General features: G+C 57.2%; 13 protein-coding genes. All 13 read right to left on the bottom strand.

The genetic code is table 11. From position 1 onward, the window contains the following. Nucleotides 1-13: 13 nt before the first annotated feature. The 13 genes from B7X65_RS17950 to B7X65_RS17890 all read right to left on the bottom strand — a co-directional run bounded on the left by B7X65_RS17950 (nucleotide 14) and on the right by B7X65_RS17890 (nucleotide 13207). A complete protein-coding gene (locus tag B7X65_RS17950; RefSeq protein ID WP_293595665.1) occupies nucleotides 14-964 on the bottom strand; it encodes an ATPase, T2SS/T4P/T4SS family in 951 nt (316 codons plus the stop codon). 13 nt (nucleotides 965-977) lie between these two features. Continuing rightward, on the bottom strand, nucleotides 978-1511 hold the full coding sequence (locus tag B7X65_RS17945) for a type 4 pilus major pilin (protein ID WP_293595664.1): 534 nt from the start codon (nucleotides 1509-1511) through the stop codon (nucleotides 978-980). A gap of 34 nt (nucleotides 1512-1545) precedes the next feature. Next, nucleotides 1546-2619, bottom strand: coding sequence for a type II secretion system F family protein (locus tag B7X65_RS17940; protein WP_293595663.1), 1074 nt, complete (start codon nucleotides 2617-2619; stop codon nucleotides 1546-1548). Then, complete coding sequence (locus tag B7X65_RS17935) at nucleotides 2616-4103, bottom strand: ATPase, T2SS/T4P/T4SS family (protein ID WP_293595662.1); 1488 nt, start codon at nucleotides 4101-4103, stop codon at nucleotides 2616-2618. The genes B7X65_RS17940 and B7X65_RS17935 overlap by 4 nt, the downstream gene beginning before the upstream one ends. A 33-nt stretch (nucleotides 4104-4136) precedes the next feature. Continuing rightward, a complete protein-coding gene (locus tag B7X65_RS17930; protein WP_293595661.1) occupies nucleotides 4137-4775 on the bottom strand; it encodes a type IV pilus biogenesis protein PilP in 639 nt (212 codons plus the stop codon). Next, a complete protein-coding gene (pilO2, locus tag B7X65_RS17925) occupies nucleotides 4762-6060 on the bottom strand; it encodes a type 4b pilus protein PilO2 (protein WP_293595660.1) in 1299 nt (432 codons plus the stop codon). Before pilO2 ends, B7X65_RS17930 begins: the two co-directional genes overlap by 14 nt. Nucleotides 6061-6083: 23 nt before the next feature. Continuing rightward, nucleotides 6084-7778 (bottom strand): PilN family type IVB pilus formation outer membrane protein, encoded by a 1695-nt coding sequence (locus B7X65_RS17920; RefSeq protein ID WP_096670342.1) that lies wholly within the window; start codon nucleotides 7776-7778, stop codon nucleotides 6084-6086. Then, a complete protein-coding gene (locus B7X65_RS17915; protein WP_293595659.1) occupies nucleotides 7775-8197 on the bottom strand; it encodes a TcpQ domain-containing protein in 423 nt (140 codons plus the stop codon). Before B7X65_RS17915 ends, B7X65_RS17920 begins: the two co-directional genes overlap by 4 nt. After that, nucleotides 8194-9516, bottom strand: a complete 1323-nt coding sequence (locus tag B7X65_RS17910; RefSeq protein ID WP_293595658.1) for a TcpQ domain-containing protein — start codon at nucleotides 9514-9516, stop codon at nucleotides 8194-8196. The genes B7X65_RS17915 and B7X65_RS17910 overlap by 4 nt, the downstream gene beginning before the upstream one ends. Next, nucleotides 9513-10889: a TrbI/VirB10 family protein gene (locus B7X65_RS17905; protein WP_293595657.1), complete on the bottom strand. Its 1377-nt coding sequence runs from the start codon at nucleotides 10887-10889 to the stop codon at nucleotides 9513-9515. Before B7X65_RS17905 ends, B7X65_RS17910 begins: the two co-directional genes overlap by 4 nt. Continuing rightward, a complete protein-coding gene (locus tag B7X65_RS17900) occupies nucleotides 10889-11752 on the bottom strand; it encodes a TrbG/VirB9 family P-type conjugative transfer protein (RefSeq protein ID WP_293595656.1) in 864 nt (287 codons plus the stop codon). The genes B7X65_RS17905 and B7X65_RS17900 overlap by 1 nt, the downstream gene beginning before the upstream one ends. Next, nucleotides 11749-12495: a type IV secretion system protein gene (locus B7X65_RS17895; protein WP_293595655.1), complete on the bottom strand. Its 747-nt coding sequence runs from the start codon at nucleotides 12493-12495 to the stop codon at nucleotides 11749-11751. Before B7X65_RS17895 ends, B7X65_RS17900 begins: the two co-directional genes overlap by 4 nt. Before the next feature lie 286 nt (nucleotides 12496-12781). Further along, the gene (locus B7X65_RS17890; protein ID WP_293595654.1) at nucleotides 12782-13207 is read right to left on the bottom strand and encodes a hypothetical protein; all 426 of its coding nucleotides are present in this window, start codon (nucleotides 13205-13207) and stop codon (nucleotides 12782-12784) included. Nucleotides 13208-13267 lie beyond the last annotated feature (60 nt).

Here is a 13267-nt window from a genome sequence, read left to right as displayed (position 1 = left end):
ACCAAAGGCATGGCTAAGCAATCGCTTTGCGTGCGCCGAAGAACATCCTGTTCTTCTGCAGCGCCACAGTATTCTTCAGTGCTTCAAAGTTGCGTTGGCGGATCGTCGCGCGAATACTCGTCTCGTCTTCACCAATGCAAAAGAGGCTTTCAACCACGAGCTGCTTGCGCTTGTCGGTCCGCTCAAGGCGCTGGTGCAACACACCGGCCAATCCTGAGGCCAACATGCCCAACACGTCATCAGCTGAGTTGTTATCCCCGGTTGCAAGTGCGAAGACACGTTGAAGCGCCATAGCGCAGTTGTCCGCATGCGCAGTGCAGATTACAAGCCGGCCATTGATGGATGCCCGCAACGCTTCAATTGCAGTTTCCGAATCGCGTATCTCCCCGAGGAAAATGATGGACGGTGCCCAGCGAACCGCCTGGCGACAGGCATGCCCGAACTCGCCCTGCTGAACCGAGGTCTGGTAGCAGACACCCAGGCCATGGTGGCCATGAAGTGGCATTTCTGGCGGTTCCTCAACTGTCACAGCCACTCCGCCGAACTTGCTGATGCGCGAGTAGACAGTTGATGACGCGGTCGTCGTTTTGCCCTGACCGAATGTCCCGCAGAACAGAATAAGCCCCGTCATTCCCGGCCGCATGAGGCTCTCGACAATTGGAACAGGCAAGCCAAGGGCCTCAAGAGGCGTTATCGTCTCGCTCAGGCGACGCATGACATACACGCGTTCGCTGATCGTATTCATCAGAGACGCCCGATAGCTGATGCCGGCGTGTCGGATCGGCCAGCTTTCCCTCTCCGGGTTGGCGACGAAGTACTTCTCGCATTCAGTTCTCAGGGCTACAAGTTCCGGCAGGTCAGCCTCAGGAGGAGGCTCTGGATCTGTCGTCCCAGGCATTCCCGACATCCAGGAACTTGTTTCACCCAGGTACAGGTCAGTAAATGGAATGGAAAGGAGTGCCATAGGTCCTTATCGGTCAGGTCGACTGGAAGATGATCGTGTTGTCGTCAGATGTAGAGCACTGAGCCGACGCAGTATCCGGAGAGATGGGAAACGTCGTGACCGGCGTAGCAGCGCCGACTTGCACGGAATTCCAGCCCTTGGTGCCAGCTAGTACGTTCAGGCACACATCAGTAGGGATTTTGGTCACGGAAATGGTGAACGAAGAAACCGCTCCAGTCACCGAAACTGTCCCGCTCAGGCCGTGGGTAATCACGGGAGGGGTACCAGCAGTTACAAGCATCGTTGTAGGCACTTTCTTGGCGTGAACCAGAACCTGGTTCAAATTGGCACTGCCGTATCCACCCTGGCCGTAGTAGACCGACTTGGTCGCCGAACGCAGTGCGCTCAGGTCCGACATCATCTGGGTTGATGCCTGCTGCGACGTTGCAGAGTTGTACAAGGACAATGCAACGCTAACGACGACAGCAAGAATGGACAGCGAGACGATGGTCTCGATCAGCGTCATACCGCCCTGCCGCGCAAATTTGCGATTTCGAACGAAAGTCATATAAATCCCTCTGGTTGGTTAAAAAAAAACGAAATTAAATCGCACTGCGTTGCATGATCTGCGCAAGTTGAAGCATCATTCCCATGAGCCCGGCTACGAGGAAGAGAATGAAGCCGCCGACAACGAGCATGGTCACGATGAACACCACGCCCATGAGGCTCTGAATCCGTTCTACTGACTCAGTAATCCACTCGTTCCCGATCAGGCGAAGGGCTTCCTGGAATCCAGATTTCGTGGAATAAACACGTATGTCCGCGTTGATTTCCCTGTCTGGGAACTCAAAACCAGTTCGCTCAAGCGAATCGCCGAGGTTGCGGCCAGATCTGAGCCCGGCCAAGGCACCGTCCATCCGCACCCTTGCCCATGCTGAGGCACCATCCCCAAGCTGCTGTATTGCCACCTCAAGGCGCACGCCGGCCTGAACCAGCGCAGCAAGGGCGATCAGCCAGGAAGAACCCTGCATCACGCGATAAATGCTGTAGGGTGCAAATCGGTCGAGCGCCACCCGAACGGGGGAATTCCAATTGGGCAGCGAGTAGAAGAACGCAACAACGCCTGCACAGAAGCCAACAATGAGCGCGGGGAGCCATGCCCTGACGAAAACAGACAAGTCGATCATTACGCGCGCGACACCGGTCCAGGAGTCGCCACGCGCGACCTTGGTAAAGGCTGGAATTATCTTGAAGCCAAAGTAGTAAAGCATCACGAATGCAAGAATCAGGATGAAGGCCGGATATGCGATACCTCCAACTACCGCTCCTTGAATCTGGGACTTTGCTTTTGCTACGGTCACCACGGAGGCCAGCGTGTCAGCCAGTGTTCCTGATTGCTCCCCCGCCATGATCAGCATATATTCCTCCGTGCTCACCCAAGTACGCACGGCATCTGCGAGCTTTGCTCCGTTCTCAAGAGACCGAATCCATTCACCTATCGCAATTGATTCCGCTGCTTTCGGCCGTCGCAAGCCCCTGATTTCCTCAAGGCCAGCGATCATCGGGATACCGTCTTTCAGAAGCTTTGCGAGCTTCCGCCACACGCGCTGACGAACCTTCGTTCGGAGTTTGAAGCGGAATCGGACGTAGCCTGCGTCAAAGTCCTCGAAGTTCATGCTTGCTCCAACAAGGCAGGATCCAGCTCAAGCCCCGCGTCGAGTAGTCCGACCACCAATTCCGCCTGGAACGGATCAATCAGGCCCGCGACAATCTTGTCCTTCGCTACATCGAGCATTGTTTTGCCTCCGGTCTCCTTCCAGTAGGCGTAGGCGCGGTCGCGGTCGCCCCGACGGATGTGCATCATTAGCTTCTGATCGGGCACGATAATTTCCGGCACAACCGTCCGTCCAATAACCCCCGTTTGTTCGCAATGCTTGCAGCCCGGTCCTGCCACGTGAACGTACTCACAAGAACCGAGTCCCATTACCCTCCGCTGCTGAGCGTCGGAATAGCGGTCCCAAACGTCCTGGATCGGAACCCGGCAATGGGGACAGATGACTTTCACAAGCCTCTGGCAAATTAGGCCTTTAACGATCGAAGGATCAGCCATCAGATTGGGTGGAATCCCGAGGCCTATCAGTCGGTCAAAGATTGCGAACACGTTGTTCGCATGAACAGTTGTCCAGACCTGGTGCCCGGTCATCGCGGCCTCAAAGGCAAGCTTGGCCGATGGGGGGTCACGCACCTCACCGATCATGATGACGTCAGGGTCTAGACGCATCGTCGACTTAATTGCGTTCTGGAATGCTTCTGACCTCTCGTCGGACGACGACACATTGGCCACGGGCGTTTGAACGATGCCCGGCATTGGATACTCGGGCGGATCTTCAACCGTGATGATGTGCTTTGCCCCCCTGCTTTCCTGTTGAATTGACAGGAGCACCCGTTGCAGGGTCGTCGACTTCCCCGAGCCGGTTGGGCCAGCGATGATGTTGATCCCCTCTGGCCGCGACTTCATGAATGCAATCAGTTCGCGCTGGTTCTCTGGGTATCCAAGCGCCGCAAGGTCCGTGGCCACGGTTTCGTCCTGATACAACAAGCGGAGCACCATCAGCATGCCATCGACTTGCGGAGTTGTCGCGATACGTATTCCGTCAAGGCCCGCCGGCAGATTGTCACGCTCGGATATCCGTCCATCCTGACGTTTGAGGACCTCAAATGTCGCCGCAGAAATGCCCGCCATCGACGTGTATATCGACGAGCAAAGCAGCTGACCCATGGCCCCTGGGTGCTGTTCGAGCAACTCAAGATCATTGTTGACTCGTATGAAGATCTTTGTTGTTCCCTTGTTTTGCACGCGAATGTGAATGTCGGACGCTTTCCGTTCAGTGGCCCGGCGAAACAAGTTGACCGCGATTGCCTGCATCTCGCTGAGTCCCAAGTCACGATTTGACTCGTCGTCCTTCTTGTCGAGCTTTCGCTGAATGTCATCCATCGAAACGTCGACCACCTCGAACTTCGCAACCTTTGCTCGCAAGAGCCTTACGTAGCTACAAACCGAGGCATGAAAAGTGTGTTGCTTCGAGACGTACAAGACCGCTGCGCGCTCGTCGAAGAACACTAGTTTTTCAAGGTCGGTTCCACTTGCTGGTGCGTTCATGGTTGACTCTCAGTTGATTTCAAGTGCAGCGATTTAGCGAATTCCGGGGATGTTTCCGCCGGCGTTGAACGGCATAGGGACGGAACCTCCCCCTGGCATCCCTATGGTCCCCTCGCGAGTTGCCAGCGGTGAGTTGCCAAATGCGAGGCGTTGGGGATTTGCGCCCTTCAGATCGGTTAGAACGACTTCGTTAAGAGCAATGGTCTGAACCCTGCGGTCACCGATCACGTCTCCCGCGCGCACCCGTTGCTCCAGGCCCCCTGGAAAGGCCAGCAAGGCCTCAAGCTTGCCCTTCAGTCCAGCGACTGAGATTACCGATGGCGTGCCGGTTGCGGTACCCAACGGACTGAAATTGCCACCTTTGTTGGCGGCAATCTCTTTCTGCTTCGCAGCGATCTTTCCTTGCATTTCGAGCTCACTCAGTTGCGCCGCGAGAAGCGTCATGTTCTCGTTGATCGTTTGAATCTGTGCCGCCTTCGCGGCGCTCAGTGGCGAGAAGGGTACGGCTGCAGCCGCGGGTTGGACGCGGCTTACTGCTTGTTCCGGTGCGCCGGGCTGCGCTTGTGCCGGCGACGGAGCTTGAGGCTGGGGTTGGGTTTGAGGTTGTGCAAATGCGAGCGCCGATGCAAACATGAGCGCGGCAACTGAAACCCGAGTCTTAGGACCTGACATATTGAACTCCTGAAAATTGAAACTGCATCACACCGGCCTTGTAGGTAAAGCTCAGTTTTTGAAATCTGAGGCCGGGATACGCCAGTACGGCCGCGGCCTGAACTGGATCGATATTGGTGGTCACTGAAACAGGCATCGCAGCCCAAGACGGAAGCGTGACCATCGCGGCAGGTGGAACCGCTTGCCCTGGCAGCGCTTGCGGCTGGACTGCCTCTTTTGGCGGATCAATTCGAACGGACATTCCGTAGCGGCTTGCCAAGTCGTAGTAGCGCAGCCTCACACCCTCTTGTGAAGGCAGCCTTTCCGCGAAGTCGTTTGAAGACGCGGCCGGAGCAGGAACGGTGATGCTGGCCGACATTCCGTCAGCAAGAAATTTGGCATCTGGTCGAACGGCCAGAAGATGGCTTATCCACGCGCGCTCATCGGCTTTGACCCAACGGACGGTCAAACTACCGCTCTCACAGTCGATCGAGGACAACTGCCAGTTGCCGGCACTAACACCGGTCTCCTTCAGCGCCTTCGAGCAGGCGTAGGCAAAATCAATCCCATAGGGCATCGCGGGCCACGGTTTCGGAGGCTCTTTAGGGGCCATCCTCTGCCCACGCGCGACTTCTTCCTCTTGGATCCGGAGCGCCTCCGCAGCGGCTGCCTTCTTCTTGGAGTATTCCTTCCAGGCGAAAGTCCCGCCAGCGGCCAAGGCAAGTATCAGCGCGGCTGGGATCAGCGCTTTTTTCCAGGCGATGGAGATTTCGGCCAACGCCCATTTCTTCCTTTGTGCCCAAAGGGCCTGCGGGTTGAAAAAGTACTCGAATTCATGTTCTTTTGAATTCGGGATGCTCCATTCGCCCGGACAGACAATCGTGTCCCAACCACCAAAAGAGACGTGTTGACCAAGAAGGACTCGAATAGCGTCCCGTTCGCCTACCCGGTCACCCTCCGCGAGAATCACCCCGTCCCGGACCTGCACGTACAGGAACGCGTCACCGGCGTCCCCTGGTACCCTGACAGCCGCAAGCAAACTGCGCCCAGCGCCTTTCGCCACAAGGACGTCAGCAATCACGGCCGCCGCAGCGAGCTGTCCGGCCTTAGCGCCATCTGATCGATTGGCGAAGCCAACGTGCACACTTTGGGTGCCACGGATCACTTTGAAATCTGCTTGCGCGGCCAGCGCCAGTGCAGTCAGCTCCTTGACACGCGCGGACCCTGTTTTCATCAACGGGTGCCACTGGAGGCCCGAGACTAGCTCCAGCCGCTTCTTACCCGAGCCAACCTGAATAATTCTCATATCGAAGTTCTGCTTGATTCGAGTTACTGCGAAATAATCGGCTGGATCAGCACGACAAGCAATGTCCGCTTGGTCGCGCCCTCACGGGAGCCGCCCAGCGCCACGTTATCGGGCGTGCCTACTCCACCGGAAACCGCCGAGAGGTTATCCTGGTCGTAACCCGCAACGACGAGAGTTTCTCCAGTCTGGATTCGTACGCGTTGAATGAAGTTGCTCGTGGAGATATCCGGCGCCTGAATGGAGCTGTTCCCCGAGGTGATCGTTGACAGCTTGAGGAGAGACGAAAGATCCAGCGAATACTGGAGCAACAGTTCCTTGCTGTCGATGATGTGCGGCACGAGGGTCATCGAGAAGCCGGTCTGGATGCTTCCTGGCGTCAGCGCTGTCGTGGCACCAACATTCGCTGTCTGCGTGGTCGAGCTCGAAGCAAGATAGGAGACGCGGCGGCCAACATTTACAGGAGCGGCCTGATTGTTCAGCGTGATTAGCGTCGCAGAGGTCAACTCGCGTACTCGGCCTTGCGTCGACAAAGCTGAGAACATTGCGCTTGACCCGGCCCACCGGCTTGTCGAAGATGCCGGTGCCGAGAGAATCATGTTCCCGGCCCCAGCGGCAAATGGGAACGCAGTTTTCATCGCGAGGGAATACGGGTTCGAAGCAGAGGCAAGATTCGAATACACCGCGTCCCAGTTGACGCCGTAGTTGTCCCCTTCATTGAGCTCCACTGACAGGACGCGCACTTTGACCGTAACCTGACGGTTCAGAGCCTGGTTCTGGCCATTGATGAACTCGCTGACCCGGGCGAGCACTGTCGGTGTGTCGGTGACGGTAATTGTTCCGGTAGCTGGCGATGCGATTACGCGGCCGCCGGTGCCGAGCATCTGTTTGATGCCAGTTTCCAGCGCTGACCACACCGAGAGTCCGGCGAATGCCACTCCGGTGGAATTTGCAGATGCGCCGCTTTGGGTTGCGCCGGTACCGGTGCTTGCTCCCGCAGATCCAGACGAGCCATTCGAGTTCGAAGAAGATTCCACCGTGCTGGACAGGCGGGTGTCCCCAGGGAGCGCAGCAATGCGAAACGTCTTCGAGTCCATCAAGAACAGTCGCAGGCTTGAAGAATCTGCCTTCCAGAAGATGCCGTAATAGGCTGTCACCTTGTTCATGAACCCGGTAAGGCTCCCGGAGTAGTTTGCAGAAAACGGTGAATTCACGCCGATCTGCCCATTGTTCGCGGGCGAAGACATACTGCCGGCACCACCGGATGGGTAAATCGCTGGAACAATACTTCCACCAGGCATCCCTGTTGGCATGCCGCCCGGACCTTGAGGAGCTCCCGGCATTCCAGGCATGCCAACCGTGGCAGATGCGACTGGAACATCTGGGGCGATTGAAACCGGGAAGCCCGTGAGCGACGAGATGACACTTGCGACCTCGTTCAAGTTCTGAAAACGCTGGTTGATCTCGATCATCGCGGCATCGGTTTGCTCGTTGGCGGCCCCTCTGTCTGCTCGCTCAATCTTTCGGAGGGCAACCCAGCTTTGCTCAGAGAACGTGATGTTCGAGAACTCCGGTGCCGGCGCTGGCCTTGTAATCAGCTGCAGTGCCTCAGCCTTGGAAGCCTCGACGGCAGGCTTAACTGCCGCAATTTGGGGGTTCAAGCTTGTTGCGCAGCCGGAGACAGCCATCGCCATTGCGAGGAAAAGGGGAGTGAGTTTCATTTTTGAGTCTCCGTAACGCGCACGATGTTGTTGCCGCGATAGAACGTCGCCTTCAGGTTCGCCCGATCGAGATTGGCGGAATCGATGACAATTCCGACCGCTTTGATGAAATCCGAGCTGATCAACACCTTGTTTACTGGGGTGAAGTCAGATGCCTCCCACACCAGTGACCACCCTGCAAGGGCGGCCATTTCATGCAGCTGTGTCGCAACTGACTTGGTCGGCAACAGGTACATGGTCGGATTGGCGTCGACCGGCAACGCCGCTACGGACGCAAATGGAAGGTCCTGTGCAGATTTGGCCGGTGCAGCACCCTTCGGGACATAGGGGGCATCAACAGTTTTGACTGGCTGGGCCACCGCCGCCAGGCCGACCGTCAATATGATTGCCGCCAACGCGGCCTTGCCTTGATAACTCATTTGCTGACTCCCGTAAAACGGATTACTCGGTTGCTGTAGACGGTGGCCTGGATGTCGTAGCCCTTTCCCTGCAGGCCTGAAACAACTTTTTCCAGGGCATCCTTCATGGATGCCGACTGCATGACTGCGTCACCATTGATCGGGGCATCCGAATGCGCGGGCGCGTCCCACACGACCTGGTAGTTCGTCGATGCGGCCCAGCGCCTGATCGTGCCGGCCACGGTGAGATCGGACGCCTTGAAGTTGAATCCGTCGGCAGGAACGTCGACCTGCACGGACACTAGCGGCGCCGGCGGTGCCGCCGCGGCTTGGGCCGGCGCCTGTTGCGACGACCGCTGGAGAATGGCCAGGGCCTGGTCGCGTGAAATGGCTCCTGACCTGACCAGTTCGTCCACATTGGCCTTGACGTAGGCATGTTTGTTGTCGGCGGCGGCCTCCGCCTTAGGCGTAGGCTGCGCGATTAGGGTTGGGCGCATCGTCTCAATCCGTACATCTGACGGCCATAGGCGATTCTTGGCCTCGCCCTGGACACCCGTCTTCACGACGATCCGATCGGCAGCTATGCCGGCCTTCAACATTGCGTTGCGCAGCGCCTGGGCCCTCGCCATGTCAAGGCCTTCTTTGTAGGATTCATCATCGCGCCCAACAATGGTGATCCGTGTCGCTTGCTTTAACGAATTCGCCAAATTGGTGATCTCTCGCAGCGCTGCGGGTCCTACTTTTGGTGAGCCGACCGGGAACCAAAGTTGGTGTTCTGAAACTTGACTCTCGCCACCCTTCCACGTCACCGAATCGCCCTTCAACGGAGTTGCGTAGCTGTTCGCTTCAAGGGCGTTGGAGCCAAGAAACGCCTGCGCCTTTCCAAGGGATGCGACGAGCTGGACACTTCGGTCTTTGGGGTAGCCCCCACCCGTGTATTCAGCTTTCATCCCATTCGGCGCGACGGCGCTAATCTGCGGTACGTCTGCGCGCCCAGCACCCCCATAGACGACCGTCGCTTGTGCGCGTCCAAGCTGCAGGGTAAATCGCCCACCAATCTCCGCGACCCGGATATAGGGCCCTTCCTGGGTCGGCACGAGCAACCCGATCTGGCCATCCTTGTTCTGGAAAATGGCGGGAATCGCTTCGCCGGCGCGGAACTGGAAGTACGTAGTTTTGCCGTCGTCAAAAACCTGAACCGGCGTTGCTCTAGAAGCCCCATTGGTCAGGTAGCTAAAGTCAAACTGACCTACCCGCTCAGGAGACGAGCCGATTGCTTGCGGCGCTACGGCAAGGAGCGCAGCTACCGCCGCGTTGAGCAAAAAGAACTGATACCTCATTGCGTCCTACTCCTCATATACGGGCCACTGAATTCCATGTCCTGCTTCACTTCAATGTTGATTCGGGTCCCCTGATCCACTGTGATGGTCGGAGGGATGTTCTTTTGGCGCTCGAGGACTGTCTTGGCCACGTCCACAAGTACCTCCCCTGCAGGAGACTGAGGAGCCTGTCCACCGTAGATGTTTACGTTGGAGGGCTGCGCAACTTTGTCTGCCGTCCAGGCAATGAACAGGCTGCTCACGAACATCTGGAAGAAGTGGTTGTCCACGTCACCGGTGATTCCGGATGCGCCGGCGAGATCTGAACCCTGAGCTGCGGGAAGGTCAAAGCCTTCGCCATTCGGCATGATGAGCCGCTGAAATGCAAAGAGGACTCGCTCCTGCCCCATCTTGATTCCAGAGCTGTATCGCCCTACAACACCAGTTCCCTTCGGAATGAGCAGGTGCCCGTTCCCGAGGCTGTCATAGATGTCGACAGTGGTGTAGGCAGTGATTTCCCCGGGAAGATCGGAGTTGAGTTTCCGACCAAGCACTGCAGGGATCACTTTTCCTTGGTGGAGTGTGAATCGTGAAGACGTACGGTAGCTCTTGATCGCCTTGTTGGTCTTCTTCTCTTCATCTGCATACTCACTCAGCCACGCCTTATCGGAGGCCCCTCCCCCGGCTGTGGGTGAACGTGTTTGGGCGGCCTTGAGCGCAGCAAGCTGCCCAGAGCTCATTGCCATCGCGGAACTCGGCGCACGTACCTGCGAGAGGCCCTCAAGGCCAGGCAATGCCATAGACGTTGGCGCGCGAGGTTTGTCCTGCGCCGCGGGAGCACCTGTTGAAGTGGAAGTAAATATCCCGTACCCTGATGCCCCTCCGCCAGCACTCTGCCCCTCGTTGTCGAAAACAATTGACTTTGAAGACCGCGAGCCGACCTCGGTCTCAACATCACGGTCCGACACCGCGCTGCCGGCACCGGACGCAACCACACGGGGTTTTACGCCAGTCGCTGCAAAGGCTCCTTCGGCAAGCGCTGCATCCGGGTTGTCCCTACGCAAGTTTGGAGGTACAGGGCTGTTCGTTGGATTGACCGGCGAAGAGTCCCCGGCCGGCCTTGTCCTGCGGGCCTCTATATCCGTGGCCTGCCGAGCCTTCCGCTCTTCCTCGTCGATTGCCGCGCGACTGCCGGAATCAGAGGGTTGCGAGTCAGCCTTCTTTTCAGCCGTAGGCTGAAGCGCCTGTTGTTTGGTCCCGCCACTGAGCAGCAGCGCGCTCACGAATGTGCCAATAAGTAGCACAAGGACAATAGCTCCCAGAGTTCCCTTTCTGATGGGAATCCCGGGCTTGGGATCATTGGGATCGATGATCGACTTTGTGCCGCTTGACATCAGCCACCCTCGCCCGAACCGATGGAAGTGCCAAAAAGACCGGTCCTCGCTTTGTTTTTGGTGACACGGACTTCGGCCTTACCCAACTTCAGGACGGCCACCTCGAGCAGCCGCTGGGCGACCATGTAGTCACCCTTGATGTGGTAGTTCACAAGCGCATAGTCCTGCCCCTCAATAACTGCGAAGAGGGCAGGAAGCTCTTGCAGATCCGCTGGCATCTTGAAATAGGTGAATCGCCCATCATCAAAGACCATCACAGGCCTAAATGCGGCACTTCCGCTGGTCGAGTAGCTGAAGCTGAGGCTCTCCGGCTTGAGGCCGTCGAGCTTGATGGGATCATTGCCGGCGCCGAGACCGAGAGACATTTCCCCTAGTGCCGCGGGCTGCGACGATTGCCTCCCACCCTTTCCAGATGGCAAAGGAGCCGCATCGAGCTGAGCGTCAGACTCCAACAGCATGGTGCCCGAGTAGAGCCACGACACTCGCTGGTACCACTTCTTCCCATCGCCCGTGGACTTCAAGACGAATTGATACGTGCGTTTGTCGGTAATCACCGACATCGACGTCTCAAGATCCTCGTACTTCGGCTTGACGAACAGGTTCTTGCGGTTCTTTGTTGGGGTCAGTTCCCACTGTGCCGTGTCACCCGCAGCAACGGACTGGAGTGTTTCGTCAGGTGCAAATTGAATGTGCGTTACAGCTTTTGGCTTGGTCAGGACAAGGAACGTGTTGTCCTCGTCATATCCAAACTGGACAAGTCGCGAGTCGCCCGTGAGCGGAGTTGCGATCAACTCTGCATGCGCCGAGGAGAATCCAAGACACAAGAGAGCTGTGGCCAGTGCCACTAATTGCTTGAATTTCATCGCGCAGCCCTTTCTTCGGCTTCATTGAAGAAAACCACATACATGCCGAGAGGATTGGCCAGTAAATCGGTTTGGTTCTTGGGGGGATCAAGCTGGTAATGCATCGTGAGGCGGAGACGCTTTTCTTTCGGCTCCGAGTCACGCCCGACCCGCTCAGTAGTGGTCAGGAATGCAAAGGCAATTCCCGTCTGGGAGGCATCAACTGAGGAAACCTTTACTTCGCGGATCAGCCCAGGCTCCCGCTGCAAGCGCTCAAAGACACGCTCGCGGACCCGAAATTCAGTGAATTGACCAATGGCCTTCTCGCGCGAACGAACGTTCGCATATTTGAAGAGTTCATTGGTACGTAGTGGGTCCAGTGTGTAGACAGCCTCGATCCAGCGCGAGAGCTCTGCCTGCACCACGGCGATGTTCGGAGTTACCTTTTGCACCTCAATAGGTTTGTTGACCACCCCTGTGCGGGCGTCTACTTCAACCAGCCATGGCCTCACCTCCTTCAATGGAAGCAGCACGGTCACGGCACCGACAGCCGTCACGGCGAGCATCAACGCGACGAGTGAGAGAATGAACATGCGGTTCGAGGAAACCATGCTGCTGCCGTAGATTTCCGCGAACTTGTTCGCGCCATCTTCAAACGCGGCCACTGGAGTGTTCGGGTGCGATTGGAGTGTTTTCGGTGTGCCGATGGCTATCACGTCGCGGTCCGGGGACGGCTTTCTTTGTAGCGCGGAAAAAATGCCCATTGAATTTGCCCTAAAGTACTGAGCAATGCTACGGACTCAGGGTCATTTCCATTCCCGCTCAACGCTGCAGAAACGGTGCATTGAGCCAAATTCTTGGCTCGTTTTGCTGGCCAATGGCGCAGGGGAGTAGTTACTACTTCCGAGGGTGACGCCAGCACCGTGTCGGTCTACCGCTTTTGCCTTGCTTCGGTCCGCTCACCGGCCGCCTACTACCCGGCGGGAGGCGCCCAATCGGGCACAAAAAAAAGCCTGCAGCGAAGCAGGCACTTGGTGGCGAAAGGGAGACCTAAAAAACTATTCGCCAGGCACCCTTAACTGCGGCCAAGGTCAGGAGGATCAAACCAAACCCACCCAGGCAGATAAGCACAGGGTGCTCATAAGCATATTTAGTCACGGAAACTTCTATGGCAAACAAGGGGTCCGAGTTCGTGAGATTCGACATCGCTACATGGATGGCTTCCCGTTCACTGAGAGACGGTTCACGTCCAAGCGCATCCTCCATTAAGGCAAAACGCTGCCGTTTGGGTAAGTCGCCGATCGCCTCGAGCCAATTTTCCAAGGTGTCCTCACCGGGCTCTTCGACTATGACCTCCGCTGCCGGCAATGCCCGGCCAGCAAAGGCGACCGCTGGGTCAATTGCCGACCACGCGCTCATCAACGCGAGTCTTTGCTCGTGCGGGAGCACCATGATCTGCTGCAGCTGATCGAGCATCGCAGCAGATCCAGGGGTTGGGTTCGTTGGGTTGTTGAGCATTGGCACTTTCAAGCGTGT

It is taken from the genome of Polaromonas sp. 39-63-25, assembly GCF_002278925.1.
Taxonomy (GTDB): domain Bacteria; phylum Pseudomonadota; class Gammaproteobacteria; order Burkholderiales; family Burkholderiaceae_C; genus Polaromonas.
This window is presented reverse-complemented; position numbering and strand designations above follow the sequence as displayed.

Excerpts from the sequence above, each read along its gene's own strand:
- B7X65_RS17935 (WP_293595662.1), bottom strand. The coding sequence starts at position 4,103 with ATGAACGCACCAGCAAGTGGAACCGACCTTGAAAAACTAGTGTTCTTC.
- B7X65_RS17890 (WP_293595654.1), bottom strand. The coding sequence starts at position 13,207 with ATGCTCGATCAGCTGCAGCAGATCATGGTGCTCCCGCACGAGCAAAGA.
- B7X65_RS17950 (WP_293595665.1), bottom strand. The coding sequence starts at position 964 with ATGGCACTCCTTTCCATTCCATTTACTGACCTGTACCTGGGTGAAACA.
- B7X65_RS17945 (WP_293595664.1), bottom strand. The coding sequence starts at position 1,511 with ATGACTTTCGTTCGAAATCGCAAATTTGCGCGGCAGGGCGGTATGACG.
- B7X65_RS17905 (WP_293595657.1), bottom strand. The coding sequence starts at position 10,889 with ATGTCAAGCGGCACAAAGTCGATCATCGATCCCAATGATCCCAAGCCC.
- B7X65_RS17920 (WP_096670342.1), bottom strand. The coding sequence starts at position 7,778 with ATGAAACTCACTCCCCTTTTCCTCGCAATGGCGATGGCTGTCTCCGGC.
- B7X65_RS17915 (WP_293595659.1), bottom strand. The coding sequence starts at position 8,197 with ATGAGTTATCAAGGCAAGGCCGCGTTGGCGGCAATCATATTGACGGTC.
- pilO2 (WP_293595660.1), bottom strand. The coding sequence starts at position 6,060 with ATGAGAATTATTCAGGTTGGCTCGGGTAAGAAGCGGCTGGAGCTAGTC.
- B7X65_RS17900 (WP_293595656.1), bottom strand. The coding sequence starts at position 11,752 with ATGAAATTCAAGCAATTAGTGGCACTGGCCACAGCTCTCTTGTGTCTT.
- B7X65_RS17940 (WP_293595663.1), bottom strand. The coding sequence starts at position 2,619 with ATGAACTTCGAGGACTTTGACGCAGGCTACGTCCGATTCCGCTTCAAA.
- B7X65_RS17910 (WP_293595658.1), bottom strand. The coding sequence starts at position 9,516 with ATGAGGTATCAGTTCTTTTTGCTCAACGCGGCGGTAGCTGCGCTCCTT.
- B7X65_RS17895 (WP_293595655.1), bottom strand. The coding sequence starts at position 12,495 with ATGGGCATTTTTTCCGCGCTACAAAGAAAGCCGTCCCCGGACCGCGAC.
- B7X65_RS17930 (WP_293595661.1), bottom strand. The coding sequence starts at position 4,775 with ATGTCAGGTCCTAAGACTCGGGTTTCAGTTGCCGCGCTCATGTTTGCA.